At 67.8% G+C, this 23,204-nt stretch carries 25 protein-coding genes and 1 pseudogene; 13 read left to right on the top strand and 13 right to left on the bottom strand.

The genetic code is table 11. The annotated features are described in order from the left end of the window. The first annotated feature begins 95 nt into the window (after nucleotides 1-95). From ACIA58_RS31670 to ACIA58_RS31660, 3 genes are all read left to right on the top strand, one after another. Nucleotides 96-1,463, top strand: a complete 1,368-nt coding sequence (locus tag ACIA58_RS31670; RefSeq protein ID WP_396407475.1) for a hypothetical protein — start codon at nucleotides 96-98, stop codon at nucleotides 1,461-1,463. A 431-nt stretch (nucleotides 1,464-1,894) separates the two neighbouring features. Further along, nucleotides 1,895-2,479 (top strand): hypothetical protein, encoded by a 585-nt coding sequence (locus tag ACIA58_RS31665; RefSeq protein WP_396407474.1) that lies wholly within the window; start codon nucleotides 1,895-1,897, stop codon nucleotides 2,477-2,479. A gap of 150 nt (nucleotides 2,480-2,629) precedes the next feature. Next, nucleotides 2,630-3,424: an esterase/lipase family protein gene (locus ACIA58_RS31660; protein ID WP_396407473.1), complete on the top strand. Its 795-nt coding sequence runs from the start codon at nucleotides 2,630-2,632 to the stop codon at nucleotides 3,422-3,424. Here the strand turns inward: ACIA58_RS31660 and ACIA58_RS31655 are convergent. The 4 genes from ACIA58_RS31655 to ACIA58_RS31640 are packed head-to-tail and all read right to left on the bottom strand — an operon-like array spanning nucleotide 3,417 to nucleotide 7,368. Next, on the bottom strand, nucleotides 3,417-4,793 hold the full coding sequence (locus ACIA58_RS31655; RefSeq protein ID WP_396407472.1) for a wax ester/triacylglycerol synthase family O-acyltransferase: 1,377 nt from the start codon (nucleotides 4,791-4,793) through the stop codon (nucleotides 3,417-3,419). The two genes, ACIA58_RS31660 and ACIA58_RS31655, sit on opposite strands and share 8 nt — an antisense overlap. Nucleotides 4,794-4,795: 2 nt before the next feature. Then, nucleotides 4,796-6,310: a long-chain fatty acid--CoA ligase gene (locus ACIA58_RS31650; RefSeq protein ID WP_396407471.1), complete on the bottom strand. Its 1,515-nt coding sequence runs from the start codon at nucleotides 6,308-6,310 to the stop codon at nucleotides 4,796-4,798. After that, nucleotides 6,307-6,846: a flavodoxin domain-containing protein gene (locus ACIA58_RS31645; protein ID WP_396407470.1), complete on the bottom strand. Its 540-nt coding sequence runs from the start codon at nucleotides 6,844-6,846 to the stop codon at nucleotides 6,307-6,309. The genes ACIA58_RS31650 and ACIA58_RS31645 overlap by 4 nt, the downstream gene beginning before the upstream one ends. A 15-nt stretch (nucleotides 6,847-6,861) precedes the next feature. After that, a complete protein-coding gene (locus tag ACIA58_RS31640; protein WP_396407469.1) occupies nucleotides 6,862-7,368 on the bottom strand; it encodes a flavodoxin domain-containing protein in 507 nt (168 codons plus the stop codon). 313 nt (nucleotides 7,369-7,681) lie between these two features. Here ACIA58_RS31640 and ACIA58_RS31635 point away from each other — a divergent pair. Further along, a pseudogene (locus ACIA58_RS31635) lies at nucleotides 7,682-8,146 on the top strand (ATP-binding cassette domain-containing protein); the annotation flags it as partial. Nucleotides 8,147-8,303: 157 nt separating this feature from the next. Further along, a complete protein-coding gene (locus ACIA58_RS31630) occupies nucleotides 8,304-8,789 on the top strand; it encodes a pyridoxamine 5'-phosphate oxidase family protein (RefSeq protein WP_396407837.1) in 486 nt (161 codons plus the stop codon). Here ACIA58_RS31630 and ACIA58_RS31625 read toward each other — a convergent pair. Both ACIA58_RS31625 and ACIA58_RS31620 read right to left on the bottom strand, forming a co-directional pair. After that, nucleotides 8,786-8,926, bottom strand: a complete 141-nt coding sequence (locus ACIA58_RS31625) for a hypothetical protein (protein ID WP_396407468.1) — start codon at nucleotides 8,924-8,926, stop codon at nucleotides 8,786-8,788. The two genes, ACIA58_RS31630 and ACIA58_RS31625, sit on opposite strands and share 4 nt — an antisense overlap. After that, a complete protein-coding gene (locus ACIA58_RS31620; RefSeq protein ID WP_396407467.1) occupies nucleotides 8,919-9,158 on the bottom strand; it encodes a hypothetical protein in 240 nt (79 codons plus the stop codon). Before ACIA58_RS31620 ends, ACIA58_RS31625 begins: the two co-directional genes overlap by 8 nt. Nucleotides 9,159-9,317: 159 nt before the next feature. Between ACIA58_RS31620 and ACIA58_RS31615 the strand changes: the two genes are divergently transcribed. Together ACIA58_RS31615 and ACIA58_RS31610 are read left to right on the top strand one after the other, a co-directional pair. Then, complete coding sequence (locus ACIA58_RS31615) at nucleotides 9,318-9,602, top strand: DUF1876 domain-containing protein (RefSeq protein ID WP_396407466.1); 285 nt, start codon at nucleotides 9,318-9,320, stop codon at nucleotides 9,600-9,602. A gap of 109 nt (nucleotides 9,603-9,711) precedes the next feature. Continuing rightward, entirely contained in the window at nucleotides 9,712-11,343 is a 1,632-nt protein-coding gene (locus tag ACIA58_RS31610) for a heparinase II/III family protein (RefSeq protein WP_396407465.1), read from the top strand. A 327-nt stretch (nucleotides 11,344-11,670) separates the two neighbouring features. Here the strand turns inward: ACIA58_RS31610 and ACIA58_RS31605 are convergent, their stop codons facing one another. The 5 genes from ACIA58_RS31605 to ACIA58_RS31585 all read right to left on the bottom strand — a co-directional run bounded on the left by ACIA58_RS31605 (nucleotide 11,671) and on the right by ACIA58_RS31585 (nucleotide 16,537). Beyond that, a complete protein-coding gene (locus ACIA58_RS31605; RefSeq protein WP_396407464.1) occupies nucleotides 11,671-14,175 on the bottom strand; it encodes a cation-translocating P-type ATPase in 2,505 nt (834 codons plus the stop codon). Beyond that, nucleotides 14,172-14,543, bottom strand: a complete 372-nt coding sequence (locus ACIA58_RS31600; RefSeq protein WP_396407463.1) for a hypothetical protein — start codon at nucleotides 14,541-14,543, stop codon at nucleotides 14,172-14,174. The genes ACIA58_RS31605 and ACIA58_RS31600 overlap by 4 nt, the downstream gene beginning before the upstream one ends. A gap of 5 nt (nucleotides 14,544-14,548) precedes the next feature. After that, nucleotides 14,549-14,872: a hypothetical protein gene (locus ACIA58_RS31595; RefSeq protein WP_396407462.1), complete on the bottom strand. Its 324-nt coding sequence runs from the start codon at nucleotides 14,870-14,872 to the stop codon at nucleotides 14,549-14,551. A 130-nt stretch (nucleotides 14,873-15,002) separates the two neighbouring features. Then, nucleotides 15,003-15,635 carry a glycerophosphodiester phosphodiesterase gene (locus ACIA58_RS31590; RefSeq protein ID WP_396407461.1) on the bottom strand — a complete coding sequence of 211 codons (633 nt, stop codon included), beginning with the start codon at nucleotides 15,633-15,635 and terminating at the stop codon, nucleotides 15,003-15,005. Beyond that, a complete protein-coding gene (locus tag ACIA58_RS31585) occupies nucleotides 15,632-16,537 on the bottom strand; it encodes a lysylphosphatidylglycerol synthase domain-containing protein (protein ID WP_396407460.1) in 906 nt (301 codons plus the stop codon). The genes ACIA58_RS31590 and ACIA58_RS31585 overlap by 4 nt, the downstream gene beginning before the upstream one ends. 197 nt (nucleotides 16,538-16,734) lie before the next feature. Between ACIA58_RS31585 and ACIA58_RS31580 the strand changes: the two genes are divergently transcribed. Continuing rightward, complete coding sequence (locus ACIA58_RS31580; RefSeq protein ID WP_396407459.1) at nucleotides 16,735-17,481, top strand: phosphatase PAP2 family protein; 747 nt, start codon at nucleotides 16,735-16,737, stop codon at nucleotides 17,479-17,481. Here ACIA58_RS31580 and ACIA58_RS31575 read toward each other — a convergent pair. Further along, nucleotides 17,436-18,458, bottom strand: a complete 1,023-nt coding sequence (locus ACIA58_RS31575) for a YbhN family protein (protein ID WP_396407458.1) — start codon at nucleotides 18,456-18,458, stop codon at nucleotides 17,436-17,438. The genes ACIA58_RS31580 and ACIA58_RS31575 overlap by 46 nt on opposite strands. A gap of 149 nt (nucleotides 18,459-18,607) precedes the next feature. Between ACIA58_RS31575 and ACIA58_RS31570 the strand changes: the two genes are divergently transcribed. The 5 genes from ACIA58_RS31570 to ACIA58_RS31550 all read left to right on the top strand — a co-directional run bounded on the left by ACIA58_RS31570 (nucleotide 18,608) and on the right by ACIA58_RS31550 (nucleotide 22,793). Further along, nucleotides 18,608-19,030, top strand: coding sequence for an Hsp20/alpha crystallin family protein (locus tag ACIA58_RS31570; protein WP_396407457.1), 423 nt, complete (start codon nucleotides 18,608-18,610; stop codon nucleotides 19,028-19,030). 57 nt (nucleotides 19,031-19,087) lie between these two features. Further along, a complete protein-coding gene (locus ACIA58_RS31565; protein ID WP_396407456.1) occupies nucleotides 19,088-20,335 on the top strand; it encodes an NAD(P)/FAD-dependent oxidoreductase in 1,248 nt (415 codons plus the stop codon). Continuing rightward, the gene (locus tag ACIA58_RS31560; protein ID WP_396407455.1) at nucleotides 20,332-20,625 is read left to right on the top strand and encodes a TusE/DsrC/DsvC family sulfur relay protein; all 294 of its coding nucleotides are present in this window, start codon (nucleotides 20,332-20,334) and stop codon (nucleotides 20,623-20,625) included. The genes ACIA58_RS31565 and ACIA58_RS31560 overlap by 4 nt, the downstream gene beginning before the upstream one ends. 16 nt (nucleotides 20,626-20,641) lie before the next feature. Continuing rightward, nucleotides 20,642-21,151: a DsrE/DsrF/DrsH-like family protein gene (locus tag ACIA58_RS31555; RefSeq protein WP_396407454.1), complete on the top strand. Its 510-nt coding sequence runs from the start codon at nucleotides 20,642-20,644 to the stop codon at nucleotides 21,149-21,151. Between the two features lie 172 nt (nucleotides 21,152-21,323). After that, nucleotides 21,324-22,793 (top strand): hypothetical protein, encoded by a 1,470-nt coding sequence (locus tag ACIA58_RS31550; protein WP_396407453.1) that lies wholly within the window; start codon nucleotides 21,324-21,326, stop codon nucleotides 22,791-22,793. Here the strand turns inward: ACIA58_RS31550 and ACIA58_RS31545 are convergent. Beyond that, nucleotides 22,790-23,203: a hypothetical protein gene (locus tag ACIA58_RS31545; RefSeq protein ID WP_396407452.1), complete on the bottom strand. Its 414-nt coding sequence runs from the start codon at nucleotides 23,201-23,203 to the stop codon at nucleotides 22,790-22,792. The genes ACIA58_RS31550 and ACIA58_RS31545 overlap by 4 nt on opposite strands. Between the last annotated feature and the right edge of the window lies 1 nt (nucleotide 23,204).

Raw genomic sequence — 23,204 nt, 5'->3', positions numbered from 1 at the left:
TTTCACCACTCTCGACGTCCGAACTGATGTCCCACCCGAGGGAGCCATGGTTCGCTCATCGTATCCAAACTGAGCAGCAGAGGAGGGCGTGAGAGGTGCACGTGGTACGGCCGGATCCGCAGTGGTGGACCTCGGGAGTGCACGCGGGCCGGCCGCTTCGGGATTGCCTGGCCGAGCAGGACATCAAGACGTTGTTCTTGTTCCTGAGGGACCGCGGTTACAGCAGGAGTGCGCTCGCAGCTGCATCCGGTCTCGCTGAGACCCGAGTGCGGAGCATCTCCCAGGGCAAGCAAGTGGTGACGTCGTACGACGTGCTGGTACGCATCGCGGACGGCTTCGGCATCGACCGCGGTCTGCTGGGCGTCGGATCTCATGTGTCGAGTAGCGAATCCACGGGCGAAACAATGCTGCGAGATCCAGGGGCAGTCCCAGGCTTCGTCGGATCTCTGGCCGCTTTGGCGGTTGGACCGGTTCCGCCTGAGTTGAGCGAATACGCGGCTGCCAAGCATCCCGACGCGTCTGGCCCCCCGGATCGCGTAACTGCAGCCCATGTCGACCTGGTGCGCGCGGTCTGCGATGAACATCGCCAAATCGATGCCACGCGGGGCGGCGGATCCTGCAGAGACTCCGCAGCCAACTACCTGGCGTGGGCGAGCGGCATGCTGAGCAGCCGGTTTGACTCGGATGAGACCGAGGCGGGATTCAAAATCGCGTTGTCCGACATGTACCAGGTCGCCGGGTGGGCCAGTCACGATCTTGGTGACCACGCGGCGGCCCGTCACTACCTGACCGCTGGGCTTGTCCTTGCCCGGGAAGTGAACGAGCTTGCCCTAATTGCCGGTGGTTTCTACCGTCTCGGCCGAGTCTCGATTCACCTGGGCCGGGCGCAGGAGGCCCTGCGGTTATGGCAGCTCGGACAGATCGTTGCTCAGGACAGCGGGAACCTCGCGGCAGTCGCTGTCCTTCATGCCAACGAGGCCTGGGCTTACGCGATGCTCGGTGCTACGAACAGGGTGTCTGACTCGCTCGCACGTGCACAGGACGAACTCGGGCGCGTCGATGAAGGCACGGTCCCGTCGTGGGCGCGGTTCTTCCTCGCGCCGGCGGACTTGGACGGAATCTCCGGCGTGATCTATGGATGCCTTGCCTCACACGTAGAACATCGGCCTCGCTTTGCGGAACGGGCGATCGATCATGCTGAACGCTCGTACGCGACCCGGGGAGCGGGTGAGGAGCGGAGTCGCACGTTCGACGCGATCAGCATCGCTACTGGCTACGTTCTCGATGCACAGTTGGATCGTGCGTCAGCAGCCGCGCATCGGGCTGTTGATATGGCCTTGGCGACCGACTCTGTGCGGGCTGCCGATCGGCTGCATGCAATGGCAGCGCTAGCACGTCCGTACGCAACGCATGACGGGGTGAGCGGGGTGCTCGAGCGCGTCGATGCAATGATCGACTGCTGACCCTGGTGCGAACGCTGAGCCAACCTTCATCATCGCTACTCCAGTCAGCGGGATGTGCATGACGACGCCGCATGACTTCGTTGCTTCGGCCAAGGTTGATCTGTCCTGCCAACCAGATTTCGCAATCGCGGGACTGTTGCCTCATCGTGTGGACTGCGCGGCTGCGATCGGGTCTCAGCGTCCTGCGGCAGTCGGTCCTGAAGTTGGTCACCAGGCATGCGCGACCGTACCGAACTCACCCGCTATGCGATCCGGGCCGGCCTCATCGAGCCTTGACCTCGCGCCCGCACATCGGCGGGACGTTTTGGGTCTATTGGCCCATGGATCAGGGCCGTTCGGTGCGTGGTGGCGGGGAGTGGTGATCGCGAAGACTCGAAGCAACATTCTTCACCACTCTTTGGCCGCGTCGAGCGGCTTGAAAGGAATCGATCATGCGCCGCAAGACGTTCGATGCGTTGCTCACCTCTGCTGGGTTCGTCCTCGCGATCGTTCTGGTCGCGGCCGGCGGTCTGTTGCTGTGGGCCCACAACTTCGTCGACAACCAGGTCCACAGTCAGCTCGCCGCACAGCAGATCTTCTTCCCGAAGGCCGGTAGCGAGTCACTCAACGACCCGGCCGTCAAGCCGTACCTGTCGCAGTACGCCGGCCAGCAGCTGGTGACCGGCGCACAGGCCGAGGCATACGCGAACCACTTCATTGCCGTTCACATCAACGAGATGGCCGGCGGCAAGACGTACTCGCAGCTGTCCCAGCAGTCGCTGGCCAACCCCAACGACGCCAAGCTGGCCGGCCAGGTCCAGACCGTGTTCCGGGGTGAGACGCTGCGCGGCCTGCTGCTGAACGCCTACGCCTTCGGCAAGATGGGACAGATCGCCCTGTACGCCGCCATCACAGCCTTCGCGGCGGCCGGCATCCTGCTGATCCTGTCGGTGCTCGGCTACGCCCACCTGCGCCGGGTCCCCGCCGACGCCGAGGTGATGCCCAAGCTGACGGGCGCGGTACCCCACACCGCCTGACCGCCAACTGGAACCGCCGGCCCGTCCCCGGGCCGGCGGTTCTGCATGTTCCGGCGGCGCGTCCTGGGCTGGACTATCCGGCAGATCGGCTTACCCTGAAGGGAATACCCGACGGTAGCGTCGTCGGTCGTCCGACCTTAGGAGGGCGCGATGCCCACCTCGCCTGCTGAGAACGAGGCGGCTCCTCCCGGCCTGCACTGGTACCTGACCGAGCCAGGCCGCAGCTTCGTGGACTTCGGCCAGCTGGCGGCAGCTCGGTCGGTACTGCGGACTGCGCCGCGTGGCGACGGTCATCCTGTGCTCGTCCTGCCCGGTTTGCTCGCCTCGGACGCGTCGACGACGTCGCTGCGCTGGTTCCTCGGCCGGCTGGGCTATCCCGCCCACCGCTGGAACCTCGGCCGGAATGTCGGTCCGACGCGGGCCGCCGTGGACGGAATCCGGGGCCGGCTTCGAGAGTTGTCGGCGCGGCATGGTCAGGCGGTGAGCCTGATCGGCTGGAGCTTGGGCGGTATCTATGCCCGGGAGCTGGCCAGGGAGATGCCGTTCCTGGTGCGCGATGTGATCACTCTGGGCAGTCCGTACCGGCTGCACGGTCCGGCCGGGACCCCGGCGCACAGGGTGTTCCGATTGTTGTCGCATCTGCACATCCCTGACTCCGAGATGCCACCACCCGAGCACACCAGGCCACCGCTGCTGATGCCCGTCACCTCCGTCTACTCGGAGCGTGACGGAATCGTGCCGTGGCAGGCGTGCATCGAGACCCCTGGTCCGCGCCGCCAGAACGTCGCGGTCACCGGCAGCCATCTCGGGTACGGGCACAATCCCGCCGTGCTCTGGCTGGCCGCCGACCGGCTGGCTCTCGCGCCCGGGCACTGGCAGCCGTTCGTCCCACCGGAGGCGCTGGCCCGTCACTATCCGGCCGACGACACCAGGCGGGTCAGCTGACCGCCGTCAGTTCGTCGAGGCTGCGCTCGATCCCTTCGACGAGTACGGCGAGATCGGACTCGCTGTAATCACCGGTCACACCGAAAGCAATCGAGTCGCAGTAGCTCATGATCGAGACGCCCGTGCGCACGGTCGAGGCGATCGGCACGTACGGGATGATCTCGACGAGCCGGCGTCCCAGCGCGTAGAGCGGCTGCCGAGGACCGGGAACGTTCGTGACGACCGTGACGACGGACTGCTGCGGTGACCGGGCAGCCAGCCGGTAGCCCGACGCGATCAGCGGGAACGGCTCGCGGCCGGCCAGCTCGGTCAGCAGGGCGACGGAGTCGATCTCGTGATCGGACTTCAGCTCGTCCAGCCGAGCCCGGACGGCTGCCAGGCGCTCGACCGGGTCCTCGAGATGCACCGGCAGTTGCGCGAGCATCAGCGAGACGCGGTTGTCTCGGATGCCCTCTTCGCCCGGCGCCCGGAGGTTCACGGGGACGAGTGTCCGGAGCGAGTTCTCCCGCGGGATCTCGCCCCGGGACAGCAGCAGTTCGCGGAAGCCGCCGGCGACGGCCGTCAGTACGACGTCGTTGAACGTACCGCCCAACGCGCGGCGGATCTTCTTGACCTGCGAGACCTTCGCGCGGCCGAAAGCGAACCGGCGGCTCGCGGACAACGAACCCGTCAGCGACGACGGCCAAGCCGGCCAGAGTGCCTCGGACAACGCCCACAGGCCGCGTCCGATGCTCCACGATCGGTAGGCGAGCATCCCGGGCTGTTTCAGGCCGTCGACGGCCAGTCGGACCTGCTGGAGCGGTGTCAGGACGAGCTGACCGAGTGCCGTGGCGGTCAGGCTGATTGTCGTGGGCTGGTGCTGCGGCGCCCAGTCGTCGTGGATCGCCGGCTGTGGCCGCGGCGTGGGATCGAGGACAACGCCGTACAAGTCGGTGCCGGAGACCCCGTCCACCATGCAGTGGTGCACCTTGGAGATGAGTGCCCACCGGCCGTCCCGGAGCCCCTCGACCAGCCAGTACTCCCAGAGCGGGCGGTCACGGTCGAGACGCGCGGACATCAGCCGGGCCATGAGTGCGCTCAGCTCCTCATCGCTGCCGGGCGCCGGCAGCGCCGTGTGGCGGAGGTGGTAGGACAGCTCGAAGTTCTCGTCGTCGTACCAGACCGGCGGCCCGAGATCGAACGGGAGCTGTCGCACCTTCTGCCGATAACGCGGGATCAGTGGCAACCGGCTGGTGAGCAGTTCGGCGAACTCGGCGTACGTCGGTGCGGGGCCTTCGAAGACCGCGATCGAGGAGATCGCCATCGAGACACCGGGCTCTTCGTCCTCGGCCTCGAGGAACAGCGCGTCGAGCGGGGTCATCCGGTCCATGGCTACAGCTCCCGCTTCAGGATCTTGCCCGCCGCCGTGATCGGCAGCTCCGGCCGGATCTCGACCGAGCGCGGGTACTTGTACGGCGCCATCCGTGCCTTCACGTGCGCGATCAGCTCCTCGGGGCTGGTCTCGTGCCCGGGATGCAGCGCCACGAAGGCCTTGACCTCCTGACCGAGACGCTCGTCCGGTACGCCGACGACCGCGGCCTGCGCGACGGCGGGATGGGTGTACATCACGTCCTCCACCTCGCGCGGATAGACGTTGTACCCGCCGCGGATGATCAGTTCCTTCTTGCGGTCGACGATGAAGAAGTAGCCGTCCTCGTCCACGTAGCCCAGGTCCCCGGTGTGGAACCAGCCGCGGGTGAAGGCTTTGGCCGACGCCTCCGGATCACCGCGGTACCCGCGCATCACGTTCACGCCGCGGACCATCAGTTCGCCGATGTTGGTCGCGCCCGGCGGGAGCACGCTGCCCTTGTCGTCCCAGATCTGCACCTGGACGCCCCAGATGGGCCGTCCGACGCTGTAGACCCGGCGGTCGTCGGCGCTGATGTTGAAGGTGGTGGTGGACGCGGTCTCCGACAGTCCGTAGCCCTCCAGGATCACGATCCCGAAGCGCCGTTCGAAGTTGTCGATCACGCTGGCCGGGATCGGCGCTCCGCCGGAGACGCCGACGCGCAACGACGACACGTCGTACCGGCCGAGGTCCGGGTGGGCGAGCAGCGCGATGTACATCGTCGGCACACCTTCGAACACCGTGACGTGGTCGCGCTCGATGGTCGTCAGCACGGTCCCCGGATCGAAACGCGGTACGAGCGTCATCGTCGCCGCGAACCGGACGCACACGTCGAGAATGCTCGACAGCGCGAAGACGTGGAACATCGGCAGTACGACGAGGATGACGTCGTCGTCCTGGACCCCGAACAGCCGGCCCGGGGTGTCTGCGTTCATGAACAGCTGGAAGTGCGTGAGCTCGGCGCCTTTCGGGCGACCCGTGGTGCCCGAGGTGTACACGATCACGGCGGTGTCACCGGGGTCGGACTGATACAGCTCAGGTGTGCTCGGCGCGTCGATCAGCAGTTGCTCGAAGGACGTACCGAAGGCCGGCTGGGGGAGTCCGGGAGTTGTCACCGTCACGAGGTCGTAGACGCCCGCCTCTGCCGCGCCTTTCGCTGCCTCTTCGGCCACTCCGGCCCAGGTGATCAGCATCCGCGCTTGCGCGTCGCGGAGGATGTATGCGACCTCGTCGGCCTTGTAGAGAACGTTCATCGGCACAGTGATCGCGCCCGCCTTCAGCAACCCGAAGTACGCGATGACGAACTGCGGCAGGTTAGGCAACTGGAGGCCGACGGAGTCCCCGGGGTGGATGTCCCGGGCGCGGAGCCCGGCGGCGAACCGGTCGGAGGCCGCGTCGAGTTCGGCGTATGTCATCCGGAAGTCGCCGCTGATCACGGCGATCTTGCCGGCATGCGTACGCGCCGATTCGGACAGGATGGTGGCGAGATTGAAGCTCATGGGAGTGTCTCCGGTTCCGGCCGGGACCAGGCGCCGACCTCGGCCGAGGTGATGGCGTCCGCAACGTCCTGGGCCCAGGCGCCGATCCGGTCCCAGTCGCGGGCGTCGCCTCCGAGTTCGGTGACGGCCATGCGGCGTGCGAGGAAGCCCTTCGCGGTCTCGGGGTCGAGTCGGCCGGCGAAGGTCGTTGCCGGGCCGGCGCCGATGCGATCGGCTAGTAGCCGAACTTTGCGCGGCATCCCCTGCGGCCGGTCGGCGTGTGGTCCGATCGGTCCGCTGTGGAACAGCCACACCTGCCGGTCGTGCAGCGCGGCGGTGTGCTTGTGCAGGAAGTGGACGGCTTCGGAGCGCCACCGCCCCGCGTAGATCGCACTGCCGAGTACGACTGCGTCGTACCCCGCGATCGAGCGAACCTGCGTCACCTCGCGAACGTCCACCAGGTGCCTGTGCTGCCGGATCTCGGCGCCGATTCCTTTCGCGATCTCCGCCGTCGCGCCCATCTTGCTGGCATAGGCGACCAGCACCTTCCGGGACATGACTTCCTCCTCGGTCTAGCGGTCGAGCATGGGGCTGCTGGTGAGCAGCGCGGCGGCGATCTCGCGGGACCAGGCCCGGATCTCTTGCCAGTTGCGGGAGTCGCCGACCAGGCGTTCGAGGTCGCGGTGATGCGTGACCGCGTCGGCCTGGAGCTCACCGGCGAGGGTCTTGACCGGGGCTGCTGCCCCGATCAGACGGACCAAGCGGGCGACGTCGGACGGGACGGTTTGATCCTGGTTCCGGGCGGCGCCCAGTGGGCCGGAGTGGAAGAGCCAGAGCGGACGGGCGCTCAGTTGGCGTTCGTGCCGGCGGAGGAAACGGACCGCCTCCGGCAGCCAGCGGCGCCGGTAGATCGCGCTTCCCAGCACGACGGCGTCGTACGGCGACACCGCCTGGACGGCGCCGAGTTCATGGACGTCGACCTCGCAGCCGGCGTCGCGGAGTTCCGAGCCGATGGCGGCCGCGATGCTCGCGGTCGAACCCATCTTGGTGGCGTAGGCGACGAGAACCTTGACGGTCATCATTCCTCCTTCTGTGGGAGAACGAGCACGCACATCGATCGTCGTTTCGTCGCGTCCGGCGCAGACGATCAAGTGCTCTTGCTTTCATCGTGGCCACGACCCGCGTCGAGTCGCAGAGCCGTCGGACCTGGTTGATCAGGGTCGCGCGGCCCAGGTCCTGCCGAGCGAGGGCCACTGGTCCCGACCGCGTGCGCCGAAGGACCCACGGCGGGTCGCCGGGTGGACCTGTCGGCCGGGGTCCTGTGTCGGCCGGAGACGGGGCTCACGACCGTGGTCCGGCTCACACTCCGCGACAGAGACTCGAACCAATCGAATGGAGGCTGTGATGAGCACGGTGGAGCGGTTGGACGAGGCAGTGCGGTTGACCGGCGTGTCGGCGTACGGCGTGCGGTTCACGGATCTGGTCGTGCGGTACGGCGAGGTTGTCGTCCTGGCCGGTCCGAACGGGTCCGGCAAGAGCACGATCAGCCGGGTGGTCGTCGGTGAGCTGACGTCCGCAGGATCGGTGCAGGTTCTGGGCGCCGACCCGATCACGGCCGACCTGAAGGGGCGGATCGGATATCTGGTGAAGGACCTGGAGACGATGGGTTCGCTGACTTCGCGCGACGTGCTGGACATCTGCGCTGCGGTTCGTGGCTGCGGTACGGCGTACGCGCACCAGCTGGCCGACCGGCTTGGTCTGGAGCTGGATCGTCCGATGGCCACGCTGTGCCGTGGGCAGCTGCGCCGACTGGGCATCGTCCAGGCGCTCATGCACGAACCGGAACTGGTCGTCATGGACGACCCGATGACCGAGCTGGACGACGACGCTCGCAGCGTCGTCCCGGCCGTGCTCCACGAAGCAGCCGAGCGCGGTGCCGCCGTACTGATCACCGCCCAGTCCGAGTCCGACGCCGAGCAGTGCGCCGACCGGATCGTGCCGTTGAGGAGAAACGATGAAGCAGACGCAGAGCCCGACCCGGAACCAGATCTGGAACCAGCTCACCAGGGCATCGTTCGCAGTTCTGAGCTACGTCAGCCCGAATGGTCAGCCGCGGTCGAGTGGCGTGGTGTACACCGCCGGCCACGGCAGGCTGTACGTCGCAGTCGCGCCGACGAGCTGGAAAGCGCTGCACATCCCGGCAACCGACCAGGTAGCGATGACGGTCCCGGTCCGGCGAGGCGGGTTGCTGTCCTTGCTGTTCCCGATTCCTCCGGCCACGATCAGCTTCCATGCCCGGGCGGTGGTGCATCCGGCCGGTCGGCCCGCCGTCGGCTCGCTGCCGCCGGCACTGGCCAGGCTCGTTCCGGCTGAACGACTCGCGGACTGCTGCATCGTCGAGATCTTCCCCGAGGACCAGTTCCTCACCTACGGCATCGGCGTACCGCTCTTGAAGCTCCGCAACCCGGCCGCCTCCCGAGCCCGCATCCCCGTGGCCTAGAAGGTCAGCAGGCGTACGACGGTCAGCGTCACGAAGGCTGCGACCACGGCGATCGCGATGACCCGGATCGCGATCCGCGCCGGACGGCTCCACCACGGTGCGTTCTCGGTGTCGGTATCGGACTTGCGTTCAGTCATCTGACGCTCCTCGATCAGGGCTGAAGTCACCGATCGGTGGATTCGTCGTCGGCCCGTTGTCGGTGGCGGAGGCCTTCTCCGGCGGATGCTCGGCGCGGTGGTGCTCCTTGTAGAGCTCGATGCCGAGGTGGCTGAGGATCGCCTGCTCCGGGTTGGTCGAACCGCGGGAGCGGCGGCTGGCAACGGTACGTCGGGCGTCTCGCTGGACGCGGCCCTTCTCGAGGTCGCTCATGGCCGACTCCTTTCTCACACCTCCAGCACACGCCGTCCCTCGTTCGCCCGACAGGGCAGAAGTTCCCGGGCCCGGTGGACCGGACGGCCCTGGTAGCTGCGCGGCCGGTTTCCGACGATGGCCTCAAGAGCGGAATGCCCAGGGCGGAAGGACGAGACCATGACCACGAGAATCACGAGCCGGCGCTGGCGCGTCGACGTCTTCGTCGACGAGCACGAGGACGACCGGATCACGCACGCCGAGGCACGGCTGCACACCAATGACAAGACCAACCTGATCGGCCGCGGCGCCGCACACCGCAACCCCGACGACAGCGAGATCGCCGAGATCGGCGACGAACTGGCCGTCGCCCGCGCGCTGTCGGACCTCGCCCACCAGTTGCTCCACACCGCCGCATCCGACATCGAAGCGATCACGCACCAGCACGTCCGCCTGCACAGTTGACGACCGTCCCGCTCTGATCGGGACGTAGGTCTCTGGGGAGCGTCGATGATCAGCCGGACCCTCGATTGCACCGCCGCCGTTCGGCGGCAGTGCACAGAGGGGGAGACTGATGCGATTCAATCGAACGGCCGCTGTGACAGTCGGCCTCGCCGTCGTGTTGCTCGGCGCAACCGGGACGGCGACGGGAACGACTCGAGGGCCGGCGGCAGGACCGGGGATCACGATCGTGCCGGCGCCGGCGGATCCGTGGGAGGCGCAGTTCGTGCCGGGTGCGACCAACGTCGTACCGCCGACCGCGCCACCGGCGACGGACATCGGCAAGCAGCCGGTGCAGAGCCTGGCGGCGCTGTTCTATGCGTGCCCGGGTTTCAGTGGGCTGGATGCCCAGAACCCGCTGGCGAATCTCTACCGCGACCAGTTCACCTGGGCGCCGTACGCACCGACCACGGTGGGCAACGGCGGCGGGAACATCAACTGGGCGGCGAATCCGTACAAGAACGCGAGCTGGTACATGTGGTTCCACTCGCTGCGCTGGCTCGGCCAGGGAATCATCGCCGCCGGCAAGGGTGATCTGACCGCGCTGGCCAGGGTGGACACGATCGCGTACGACTGGTACCGCGACAACCCGTACTCCTGGAAGAGCAATGTCGGCGCCTGGGAATCGACCATGCACCGGACCAACGTGCTTATTTGCCTGCGGCAAGCGGTGCTGTCCGGTCTGCAGGTGACGACGCTGCCGGCGCACTACGAATGGATCGACACGGCGCTGCTGAGCCGCGCCCGCTTCCTGACCAACTACTGGAGCGGGGCCTGGAACCACGGCACCGACGAGAGCATCGCGTTGTTCGGTGTCGGCGTGACACTCAACCGGAGCGACTACAGGAATCTTGCCGTCCAGCGTCTGGCGGCCGGTATCACCACGTCGATCGACGCGCAGGGTTCGACGAACGAGCAGTCCTCCGGCTACGCCTCCTTCAACTACTCGCTCTGGGGCCGGGCCATCACCGTGCTGCAGAACGGCGGCGTCGACCCCGGTACGACGATGGCGACCCGGCGGGCGCTGCTCGGAAAATGGCTGGCCCTGGCGACGAACTCGCTCGGCAAGCTGCCGCAGATCGGTGACACCGAGCTGCAAGCGACGTACCCGTGGCCGGGAACGCCGATGGAGTACGCCGGTTCACTCGGCACGAGAGGCACCGTGCCGCCGTGGCGGGTCGGGGTCTACACGGCAGGCTATGTCTTCGGCCGCACCGGCTGGGGATCCGATCCCGCCAGGGGCTTCACGGGCGAGTCGGCGTACAGCATCAGGTTCGGGCCGGCGCGGGCGTATCACGGGCACAGCGACCACATGAGCATCACGTACTCGGCCCGCGGCAGGGACATCATCATCAACGGTGGATATGCGGCCTACTCCGCCGGTGTGTGGCGCACCTGGACGGTCAGCCCGAGTGCGCACAGTGTGTTGACGACCCCGATGTCCACCGACGTCAACCCCGCCACGAAGCTGACGAGCTACTCCGTGAACACGAATTCCGAGGCGTACGCGTTCTCGGACGCCCCCCGCGAGCGGCATCACCCGCGACCGCTCGGTCCTCGTGCTGAACGACCCGGACCTGATCGTGACCTGGGACAGGGGCTCCGCGAAGACGGCGCAGGCGTTCCAGACGTTGTGGCACCTGCCGTCGGACCAGCGCGCGACCGCGTACTCCCGGACCACCGCGGTAGCGGCAGCGCCGGGTGACGCGACTCGAACGGTCGTCTTCCGGGTCCCGTTCCAGCAGGCATTGCCGGCCGGGGCGATCCTCGTGAAGCAGGGGCAGACCAGTCCGATCCAGGGCTGGACCTACCCGACCAGCAACGTTCGCAAGTCGGCGCCGACGATCATGATGGCGCGCTCCGGCAGGACAGCGTCGATCCTGTCGTTCGTCGTACCGGTCCGCGCGTCCGGATCGGTCACGTACACCGCCCGCTACTCCGGTACGACGTTCATCGTCACGCTGAACGTCGGCGGCAAGGTCACCGCGATCGCCATCTCCGGCGGCGGCTCGCTGTACCGTGCCGGCTGAGGTCAGTCGGTCGGCTTGCGGTGTCTGGTGACGATCGTGAGGGCGGGTACGGCGGCGAGCGCGAACGCGATGAGCAGGTCCGCGGGGGACAGCACCGTCAGGCCCAGCAGGCTGCGTAGTGGTCCGACGAAGACCGGGAGGACCTGCAGTGCGAGGGCGCCGGCTATGGCGGTGTCGAGGAACCGGAGCCGGCGGGTGCCGGCGACGCGGGGACGGCGCAGGGCGAGGGCGACGCCGAGTTGGGACAGGCCGAGGACGAGGTAGGCCATGGTCTGCCAGGGCGCGCCGGTGTGGTGTGCCCAGGAGGCGGCGACGAGGGTGACGGCTCCGATCATGGTGCCGGTCACGGCGATCCGTTGCCACAGGCCCGCACCGAGGATCTGTTCCTGCGGCGAGCGGGGCGGGTGCCGCATCGCTCCCGGGTCGGCCGGCTCGGCGCCGATGGCGACGCCGGGCAGCCCGTGGGTGAGCATGTTGATCCAGAGGATCTGGCCGGGAAGCAGCGGTACGGCGAAGCCCAGCAACGGACCGATCAGCATCACCAGGATCTCGGCGAGCCCGCCGCTGAGCGCGTAGCGCAGGAAGGTGCGGATGTTGGTGTAGATCCGTCGGCCTTCCTCGATCGCGGCCTCGACCGTGCCGAGATCGTCGTCGGTGAGGACGAGATCGGCGGCCTGCCGTGCCACCTCGGTTCCGCCGCGGCCCATCGCGACGCCGATGTCGGCCCGGCGCAGCGCCGGGGCGTCGTTGACGCCGTCGCCGGTCATCGCGACGACGTGACCGTCGGCCTGCCAGGCGCCCACGATGTCGAGCTTCTGCTCGGGCCGGATCCGCGCGAACACATGGCCGGTGGTCGGATCGGTCCCGTGGTCGAGGTCCGCGCCGGTGATCACCTGTTCGTCGTGCAGGCCGATCCGCTCCGCGACGGCGAGCGCGGTGCCCGGGGCGTCCCCGGTGATCAGCAGCACGCCGACGCCGGCCCGGTCGAACGACGCGATCACCTGCGCGGCGTTGGGCCGGACGGGATCAGTGATCGCGACCAGGCCGGCCAGGTGCAGCCCGTTCTCGGTCCGGGACGCGCCCGGCGGCAGGAGCTTGTCGGCAACGGCCAGGACGCGGAACCCGGCCGCCGACAGGTCTGCGGCCTCCGCCTTCGCCTGGTCGAGGTCGCCGTACGACGTGACCTCGGGGGTCAGCATCACCTCGGGCGCACCCTTGCCGATCACCAGCAGGTCGTCACAACCGGGTTGCTCGTGGAACGTGGTCATCCGCCTGCGGCTGCTGTCGAAAGGTACTTCGTGCCGCCGCGGGCAGGCCGAGCCGAACTCGTCGGGATCGACTCCACCGCGGTGGGCCAGAGTGAGCAGGGCCGCCTCGGTCGGATCGCCGATCGGCCGCCAGACGGGGTCGTCCCCGGTGGGCGGCCGGAGCGCGGCATCGTTGCATAGGGCAACGTCGCGCAGCAGACGCCGTACGGCCGGGGAGCCGGCGTCCGGTCCGAGCGTTCCGGCCGGGTCGTAGCCAGATCCGGCGGCGGTCGCCTGACCCGACTCGGTCCAGAGCCGCTCGGCCTGCATGATGCCCTCGGTGAGGGTGCCGGTCTTGTCGGTCGCCAGGATGGTCACCGCGCCGAGGGTCTCGACCGCGGGAAGCTTGCGGACCACGGCAGCGCGCTGCGCCATCCGGTGCGCGCCGATGGCCAGTGCGAGTGTGACGACCGCGGGCAGCGACTCGGGTACGGCGGCCACCGTGAGGCTGACCGCTGTGACGACCATCGACGGCAACGGCAGACCGCGGATCAGGCCGGCGACGGCGACGATCGCGGACAGCGCGACGGCCGCGATGCTCAAGCCCCGGCTGAGCGCGGCCAGCCGGCGCTGGAGCGGGGTGGCGCGCGGACGCTGGTTCGACAGCAGCAGAGCGATCTTGCCGAGCGCGCTGCGCGTTGCGGTCCGGGTCACGACGCCGGCTCCGCGACCGCGGGTGACGACGGTACCGGCGTACAGCTCGTCCGTCGGTTCCTTCTCGATCGGAACGGATTCACCGGTGAGTGCGGACTCGTCCGCCTGGAGCCGGATCGCGTCGAAGAGCCGGAGGTCGGCCGGTACGACGTCGCCGGCCTGGAGCAGTACTACGTCGTCTGGCACGACCTCGGCCGAGGGGATGACCATCGTCCGGTCGGCACGCCGTACTGTCGCGTGTGGCGCCGCCAGCCGGTTGAGAGCGGCCAGCGCGTGCTCGGCGCGGATCTCCTGGACGACGCCGACCGTCGTGTTGAGGATGACGACCACCAGGATCACGGTCAGGTCCGTCAGGTCGTGCAGACCGGCCGTGAGCACCGCGGCCGCGATGAGCAGCAGGATCATCGGGTCCCGCAGTTGCGCGAGGACGCGTCGCCAGGCCGACGGCGGCCGGGGCGCTGGAATCGTGTTCGGCCCGTGCTCGGCCAGCGCGAGCGCGGCCTGCCGGGGAGACAGACCGCGCGGTGTCGTGACCTGAACGGTCATCGGAGGGGTGTGGTGTCGCGGTGCGGGCCGCCGCGGTCGAGCAGGTCCAGGGCGAAGATCAGCAGCAGGCTGCAGATGAAGGCGGCGAGCAACAGTTCGGCGGCGGCTGTCTCCGACAGCGCGATCGTCAGCACGTACAGCGCCGCGGCCAGCCCCACCGATCCGCTTTCGGCGCGCCCGAGCCGCGGAGGGCGTCCGCCACCGCGGATCACCACGAACGCGAGTACGCCGAGCAGCAGGCCGGTGGACGCCATTGCGCTCGAGTCGCCGATCAGCGGCATCTCACCGTTCACGAGGTAGCCGACATACGGAACCAGGACGGCGACGACCAGCAGCATCGCCACGACGTCACGGAGACGTAGCTTCATCGCACTCACCTCTGGCCGACCGGCTTGGCCCGGGGGATCGAGACCAGGATCCAGACGATGGCGAACAGCACCACCAGGGTCATCCGGAGGCCCTCGGACCAGTCGCTGGTCCAGACGGCCATGCCCAGGACCCAAGGGAAGAACACCACCCAGGCGAGGATCTCGAGCAGGATCGGCAGGTCGCGGATCCAGGCCGCGACGTCGTCCAGCCGGCCGGCGTTGAGCAGGACGAAGAACGTCACCCACAACCCGACCATCCAGACGAACCAACCGCCCGAAGTGGCCGACGCCCGGCGAACCGGGGGGCTCTGGGTCGATGACTTGGACATGACGACTCCCTTCGCTGGGCCAACGGGGCGGCAGCCGCACGGGACGACGCCGTCCTCGGTTCGAGCATTGCCCGGCACCCGAGTCCGCGCATGGGCCGTTGGCCCCGCTTCGGACAGGTCGTTCAGCCGGTCAGGGCCGCAGTACTCCGAGGTCCTTGCCGATCACCGCGTCGACGCCGAGGCGGCGCGCGTCGGCAATGTCAGCCGCGGTGTCGACAGGCCAGGTGAACACGACGTCCGTGGACCGCCGGAGTTCGGTGACGGTCTCGGGCGTGAGCAGCCGTCGATGGACGCAGGCGCCGTACGCCGGCCGTCGCCGCAGACGGGAACGCAGGCGCCGCAGGCCGCGCCGGCTCCCGGCGGACAGCACCAGCCGGACGTTCGCGGCGTCCTGGAACGCGGCGAGCATCCACCAGTGCTGGGTACAGATGGTCACCCTCAGGTCCGGCACGGCTGTCAGGGCGCGCGCGAGCCGCGGCGCCAGACGTGGATGGATGCCTTTGAGATCGAGCATCAACCGTGGATCACCGCCCGCGGCAGCCAGCAACTGGTCGACCTCGAACACCTCTGCATCGCGGCGCCGGGCGAACTCACCCCGGTCCCACAGCCACCACGGCCCGAGCGTCTTGCGATGACGCACTTCCAGCCGGCCGCGATAGGCGTGGATGTCGGCCTCGACCAGGTCCGCGCCGAGCTCGAGAGCGGCTCGCAAGGTGCCGGGATCGTTGCCGGCACGGTGCGCGACGAGGAGTGGGCCGCTCATGCCGCCGCCGGCCGCCGCTCGGTGAACCAGCCCCGCCAGCGCAGGAAGAGGAACGTGCCGCCGATCAGGAGGGCTGGGATCCAGTACAGCAACGCGGTCAGCGCCACTGCTCCGAAGGCCTCCCGCCACGAGACACCGATCGCGGCGAGCCCCGCCACCAAGGCGCCGTCGCGGGGGCTCGCGCCGTGCACGCCGGGCAGCACACCGGCGATCTGGCTCGCGCCGAAGACCGCGACGAGCTGCAGCCCGGGCACCGGTCCGCCGACCGCGTCGATGGCTCCGATGAGCAGGCCGAGGATCGTCGCCTGGTAGCCGATCGACATCAGCATCCCAAAGGCGAAGACCTTCGGCGACGGCCACGGCCAACGACCCGCGAGGAAGGGCCGGCGACGACGGACGACGAGGGCTGCCACGAGCACCAGTGCGGCAGCGCCGAGCGCGATCGCCAGGACTGTCCCCGGCAGGGTGACGCCGGTGACCACGACGGCGGCGATCAGCCCGACGGCGCCGATGAAACGGTCCAGCGCGACCTCGGCGACTGCGCTGGACCGCCGTACGTCGATGGTCTCGAGCCGGTGCACGCGCCACAGGTCGGCGCCCGCGTGCCAAGGTGTGACCAGACCGAGGATCTCGCTCTCGGCGTACGCCCGCAGGTGCCAGCGCCGGGTCCGGCCACTGGTCGAGATCGCGTGCCAGCGCAGCGGGCACAGGATGTACTTGCCGATCGCGAACGGCAACAGGCCGAGCGCAGCCGGAAGCAGCGCGGTGTGTGGAACGCGGTCGACGTTCCACAGCGACAGCGCGACCGCGGCGATCAGCGCGGCGACGCGCACGCCGCGGTGCCGCGCGATGGTGTGGATGCGGTGCATCGGCCGCACGAGGTGTTTCCGGCCCAAGAGCATGAGGGGGTCCTTCCGGGGGCCTCCGGTCCGGCGCGGTGCGGCGCGCCCTACCGGCGAATCCGATGAATGGACCATAACCGCCCGGTTCAAGCCCCGCACCTCGACGCGGTCCGGACCTTCGTCCCGGCCAGTACGGGTGGTACGGCCCTGGGCGGCTCAGCCCTCCGATTGCGAGCGTGGTGGGCAGGAGGTGGGCCATGGTCGCCGGAAGCGAGACACCAGTGGTGCGAGCGCCGCACCGGACCCAGCAGATCGTCCGCGAGCTGTGCGTGATCGCGACGGCGATCGTGGCGTACTTCGGGGTTCGCGGTCTGATCACGACGCGGATCGACATCGCCTACCGCAACGCCGAACACGTCGTGTCCTGGGAGCGGTCGGCCGGGGTGTTCGTCGAGCCGGAACTGCAACGGACGGTCGCCGGGCACGGCTGGCTGGTCGAGATTCTCGGCGACATCTACATCTTCGGTCACTGGCCGGTGCTGCTCACGACACTGCTCTGGTTGCTGATCCGCCACCGCGAGGCGTACCGCGTGTTCCGCAACGCGATGCTGCTGTCCGGCGCGCTAGGTCTGGTCGTCTTCGCGTTGTTCCCGGTCGCGCCGCCGAGGTTCTTCACCGCGTACGGGTTCGTGGACACGGTCACCGAGCACACCTCGGCGTACCGCGTGCTGCAACCGCCCGCTTTCGTCAACCAGTACGCCGCCGTACCGAGCCTGCACTTCGGCTGGAACCTGCTGATGGGGATCGCGGTGGCGAGTCTGGGCACCCACTGGAGCATTCGTTTGTTCGGCTGGCTGATGCCGGTCCTGATGTTCGCCGCGATCGTGCTGACGGCCAACCACTACATCTTCGACGGGTTCGCCGGCGGAACGATCGCCTTGCTGAGCCTGCTGATCGCCTACCGCCTAGCCAAGAAGCCGCTCTCGGCACGCAGGCTCAGATAGCACAAGCCGGCGACCGGGACCGGCGCCCAGAACTGGATCAGGCGCCACGACAGGACCGCGAGCACTGCCACCTGCCCCGGAACGCCGAAACCGATGAGAGCCGAGATCGCGATTCCTTCGACGACCGCGATGCCGCCGGGGGTGAGCGGTACGACGGCCGCGAGGTTCGCGGCGCAGTACGCGAGCAGCACGGGTACCGGGCCGATCGGTTCGCCGTACGCGGCGAGGAACGTCCAGAGAACCGCGGCGTCGAGAAGCCAGTTCAGCGTTGCCCAGATCAGGAACGCCTTCCGTACCTCGTGCTCGCCCAGGAGGTCGTGAAGACGCTGGGCCACCGTTGCGAGCCATGGACGGACGCGGTGCGGGAGGCGGTGCAGAGCGGCACGGAGCGCGGCCGCGGCGAACCGTTCGAGGGCTGAACGTTCGCGGACGGCGAGGACGCCGCAGGCCACCGCGATCAGGCCGATGACGAACATGGCCAGGTACGCCGGCGTCGCCTGCCGCAGGAACAAGGCTGGGATCGACGTCAGCCAGGCCAGGAGAACCAGCGCGAGCTGCGACCCGATGGCTTCGGCCGTGATGGTCGCCGTGACGTCGGTCGGCCGGGCTCCGCCGTTGGCGAGCAGCCGGAAGCGAAGTGCGGTCGCCGTGGCGGCACCACCCGGTACGACATGGCTCACGCCGTACCCGGTCAGGTCGGAGCGAAGGATCCAGGAGAACCGGACCTGGCTGGCGGCGAGCAGCGCGCGGCTGAACAGCGAGTAGCTGACCAGGCTCGCGGCCTCGAGCATCGCTGCGGCGATGACCCACAGCGGATTGAGCCGGGTGACGCGATCGAGGGACTCGCGGGCAAGGGCGAGCTTCGGGAGTACGACGTACTCGACGAGTGCGAACAGGATCAGCAACGACACAGCTGACCAGGCCCGGCGGTACCAGGCCGGTCGAGTCGTGCCATGCACCGGCCGCACCGCTCGCATCGGTCGCGCTCCCTCCCAGCCCCAGCGTGCTCGGACCGATCGGCGCCCTGGCAGGGCCGAAAGTCAGGGGAGCAGGGTGCGGAGGGCCCTGCTGTCCAGACGTGTCGCGCGCTGAGGTGGAAGTGGAAGGACAACAGGAAGGAGACACCATGGGGACGCTGCAGAGGCGGAACGACCGGCATCAGTTCGCGGACCTGTTCGACTGGGCAGAGGGTTTGCCGAGTCTGTTCACGGTTCCGGCGACGATGCGCGGGGTCCGGATCGAGGAGTTCACCAACGACGACAAGTACATCGTGCGGGCTGAGCTGCCCGGTCTGGATCCGGAGAAGGACATCAAGGTCGAGGTCGCGAACGGGATGCTGACCATCTCGGCGACTCGTCAACAGGAAGAGCGCGACGGAGCCCGCTCGGAGTTCCACTACGGCACGCTCACCCGCCGGGTGCTGCTGCCGGACGGAGCCGACGAGAAGAAGGTCGTCGCGAAGTACGCGGCCGGGATCCTCGAGGTGACCGTGCCGATCTCGGCGAAGCCTGCCGAGACCCGCACCATCACGATCGAGCACACCGACTGACCCTCCACCGGCCCGGCCCGGTGCACCTGGCCGGGCCGGGCCTGAAAGGACAAGAGCATGAGACGGTTGGTGATCCTCGGTGGCGGCACCGCCGGGACGACGGTGGCCAACAAGCTACGGCGCCGGCTGCCGCTCGACGAGTGGCGGATCACGGTGGTCGATCGCGACAGCCACCACGTATACCAGCCCGGTTTGCTGTTCGTACCGTTCGGCGGCGACGAGAAGCATCTGCTCGAGCCGCGCCGGAAGGTACTGCGGAACGGGATCCTGTTGTTGCGGGGCGAGATCGCGAAGGTCGATCCGGAAGCCAAGCAGGTACGGCTCACCGACGGCGACGTGCTTCGTTACGACTACCTCGTGATCGCCACCGGCACCAGCTCGAGGCCGGACGAGACGCCCGGCATGCTCGGTCCGGAGTGGCGCCGCAGCATCCATGACTTCTACACCTACGACGGCGCCTTCGCCCTGCGCGATGCGCTGCAGGGCTTCACCGGTGGTCGAGTCGTCGTGCATGTGGTCGACCAGCCGATCAAGTGTCCGGTGGCTCCGCTGGAGTTCACCTTCCTGACCGAGGAGTTCTTCCGCCGCCGGGGCATGCGGGACCAGGTCGAGCTCGTCTATGTGACGCCGCTGGACGGCGCGTTCACCAAGCCGATCGCCTCGCGGTACCTGGGCCGGCTGCTCGACGAGCGCAAGATCGCGGTCGAGACCGACTTCCTGGTCGAGCGGGTCGACGCGGAGCGCAAGACGCTGGTCAGCTACGACGAGCGCGAGATCGGCTACGACCTGCTGATCACCGTGCCGCTGAACATGGGCGCCGACTTCGTCGCCGCCTCCGGCCTCGGTGACGAGCTGAACTACGTACCGGTCGACAAGCACACCCTGCAGTCGCTCGCGCACGCCGAGATCTTCGCCATTGGCGACGCCAACGATCTGCCGACCTCGAAGGCCGGCTCGGTGGCGCACTTCTCGAGCGAGATCTTCGTCGACAACTTCTGTCGGTACGTCGAAGGCTGCGCGATGACCGGCCGGTTCGACGGGCACGCGAACTGCTTCGTCGAGACCGGCGGCGGCAAGGCGCTGCTGATCGACTTCAACTACGACACCGAACCCCTGCCGGGCCGCTTCCCGCTGGGGCGCTTCGGACCGCTGTCGTTGCTCCACGAAACCAGGGCGAATCACTGGGGAAAGCTCGCTTTCCGCTGGATCTACTGGCACATGCTGCTCCCGGGCCGGCGGCTGCCCGTGCCGACCCTGATGTCCATGAAGGGCAAACACCGACCGGACGAGGAGGTCCGACCATGACCACCGTTCACGTCGATTCCGAAGGTTTCCTCACCGAGTACGACGAGTGGAACGAAGAACTCGGCGTTCAGCTCGCGGCCAAGATCGGGATCGAGCTGACCGACGAGCACTGGAAGGCGATCTGGTTCCTGCGGCAGGACTACCCGAAGCACGGCGAGACCGCCACGCTGCGCCGGGTGTCCACACTGGCAGGCATCCCGATCAAGCAACTGTTCGTCCTGTTTCCGGGCAAGCCGGCCAAGAAGATGGCGTACGTCGCCGGCCTGCCGAAGCCCCGTGGTTGCGTGTGAGAGAGAAGGCACCGACATGACCACCACAGTCCCGCTGGTCGTCCCCGACTTCGGCGACGAGGCAACGCAAGGCCGCAAGCTGGCCATCATCTGCTCGAAGGGCAACCTGGACATGGCCTACCCGGGCCTGATCCTGGCGAACGCGGCCCTCGGCGAGGGCGTGGAGACCCATCTGTTCTTCACATTCTGGGGCTTCGACATGATCACTAAGTCGCGGATGCACGACCTGAAGTTCACGATGCTCGGCAACACCGCGACGCATCTGCCCCAGGGCCTGGGCGGCCTGCCCGGGATGACCGCGATGGCCACCCACCAGATGAAGAAACAGATCGAGGACATCGGCGTCCCCGACGTACCGGACTTCCTCGAGCAGATCGTCGCCTCCGGCGGCCACCTCTGGGCCTGCCGCATGTCGGCCGACATGATGCACCTCGACGAGTCCGACCTCTCCGACGACGTCGAAGGAATCATCAGCGCCGCCGACTTCATCGAAAAGACCGACGGCGCCCAAATCATCTTCATCTGAGTCGACCATGGCCTCGATCGCCCCTCGGGCCTATTGGACTGCATGGTTGTCTCGTGAAGTGTGGGATGCGTGTCGGCGCGTCGATTCCAATATTGTCACGGTCCGCGGGCACACTTGTGGATAAGTCGAGCGACGGTCTCGGCCGTCAGCTCGATCAGCATCACGGGGAAGCATGCGGTTCACCCAGCAGTTCAATATCGCCCAGAGGTTCAGCAACGACGACTGGTTCGACCTCGAAGTCATCGAGGACACGCCCCTGTACGTCGATCCGTTTCTCGTCTTCGAGGATGCCGATCCGTTCTGGTCGGCCTGCCACCAGGACCTGGTCGAGTTCTTCTCGCTCGCGCTTGGGTTCGTACGGCTTGCCGACGGGGACCGGAGTTCGCCCCACTGGCGGAAGGCGTTGCAGATGCTCACCTTCCCTGAGCCGAAGGAGTTCGCCTTCGGTCTGTCGATGGGACATCCCGAGGGCTCCGGTACGGCGGGGGAGTTCGCAGACCGGATGGCCGACGCCCTCGATCTCCTCCGCCGCGACAACGTGGACACGCTGCGATACGTCGAGGTCTTCGTGCTGTTCTGCGACGGCCTCGGTGTCGATCGCATCAGTGACATGTTCTGCAACATCACCAAGGAGCGCTTCATCACCTACACCCAACAGGTGGTTGAGCGGCACGGCATCGCGACGGAGCCGGTCTTGGTGAAGCATCGGCGTTGGAGCAGGCAGTCGGGCCGATGGGACGACGGCCGGGTAGAACTTCCCAGCAGCCCGGCGTTCAAGGGCGGCGTGCTGCTCTGCCCGGACAGGTTCCTCAAGGACATCCCGCGAGTCACGCCGGACGGCTTCTGGTCGTGGGCCGAACTGAACGAGGCCAGCACGCTGCGGTTCGACCTCAACTACGACTTGAGCCTCAGCCTGACGAAGGCGGAGAAGGCGGCAGCCGGGCGCAAGGTCGCGCGGGCACGTCCGAACCTCGCGCTGGCGTATGTCGACAAGGTGGCAGACGAGGACCACCTTCCGTACAACGTGGTTACCGACCAACACCTGCTGGTTGGTTGGGCTGAGGTCGGCCGCGATGCCGCCGGAAGTGCTCCGTTGCTGAAGGCGCCCGAATCGGTGGACGGCTTCTACTCGTGGGTCGGCGGCCTCATGAACGGGTTCAAGCACGCGGTCGAGGAGACGGACCTCTGGAAAGTCCTGTGGAACGAGGGCTTCACCCGCCCCCGGCAGGAAAAGATCGTCCAGGCCATCGCGTCCATGATGTGGCAGACCCAGTGCCAGGCAGCTGGCGTCGACCTGTCACGGGAAGTGAACATCGGACGCGGACCTGTTGACTTCAAGTTCTCCGCTGGCTGGCAGCGGCGCGCGCTCACCGAGGTGAAGCTCATCAAGTCCAGCGGGTTCTTCACGGGTGCGTCGAAGCAGCTGCCGCAGTACCTGGAGTCGGAGCAGATCGACTTCGGGTACTACCTGTGCGTTGGCTTTACGGACCAGGACTTCGGCGATGAGCGTCTCGACCGCGTCCGCAAGACGTGCGCTGCGATTGCGGAGAAGAAGGGAGTGACAATCACGCCTGTCTTCGTGGACGCCCGAGCGTCCAACAAGATCTCGGCGTCAAAGCAAACCGAGTCGGACGACGACTAGATCGGTGTTTTGCGGCTTGCCCAGAACTCGTGTCGGGTGGCCGGCACAGCGAAGGCGAGGGCCGGGATGCACCAGAGCCAGAAGCCCCAGCCGAAGAGCATTAGGGCTAGGTGGAAGGCGATGACGGTGAGGTAGCCGAGGCGGGGGCGCCTGATGAGCAGGATGGCGATGGTGAGCTCGGTGGCGGCGAGGAGGAGGGCCCAGGTGGTTGGGTGGGCCATGAAGATGGTCTGCCAGGCGTCGTGGATCCAGTCGAAGAAGGCCGCGTCGGCGAAGCCGTTGTACGACTGCGGGGTTGTCAGCGCTAGGAGGACGTGTACGGCGGCGCCGGACGCGAACAGCGCGATGAAGCCCCAGTGGATGGCACGCCAGATGGTTGCTGACGGCATCTGAGTGGCGGGCGTGGTCATG

This window comes from Kribbella sp. NPDC051586 (genome assembly GCF_044453965.1).
Taxonomy (GTDB): domain Bacteria; phylum Actinomycetota; class Actinomycetes; order Propionibacteriales; family Kribbellaceae; genus Kribbella.
Note: the sequence above shows the minus strand (reverse complement) of the source record. Positions and strands in the feature narration are given on the sequence as shown.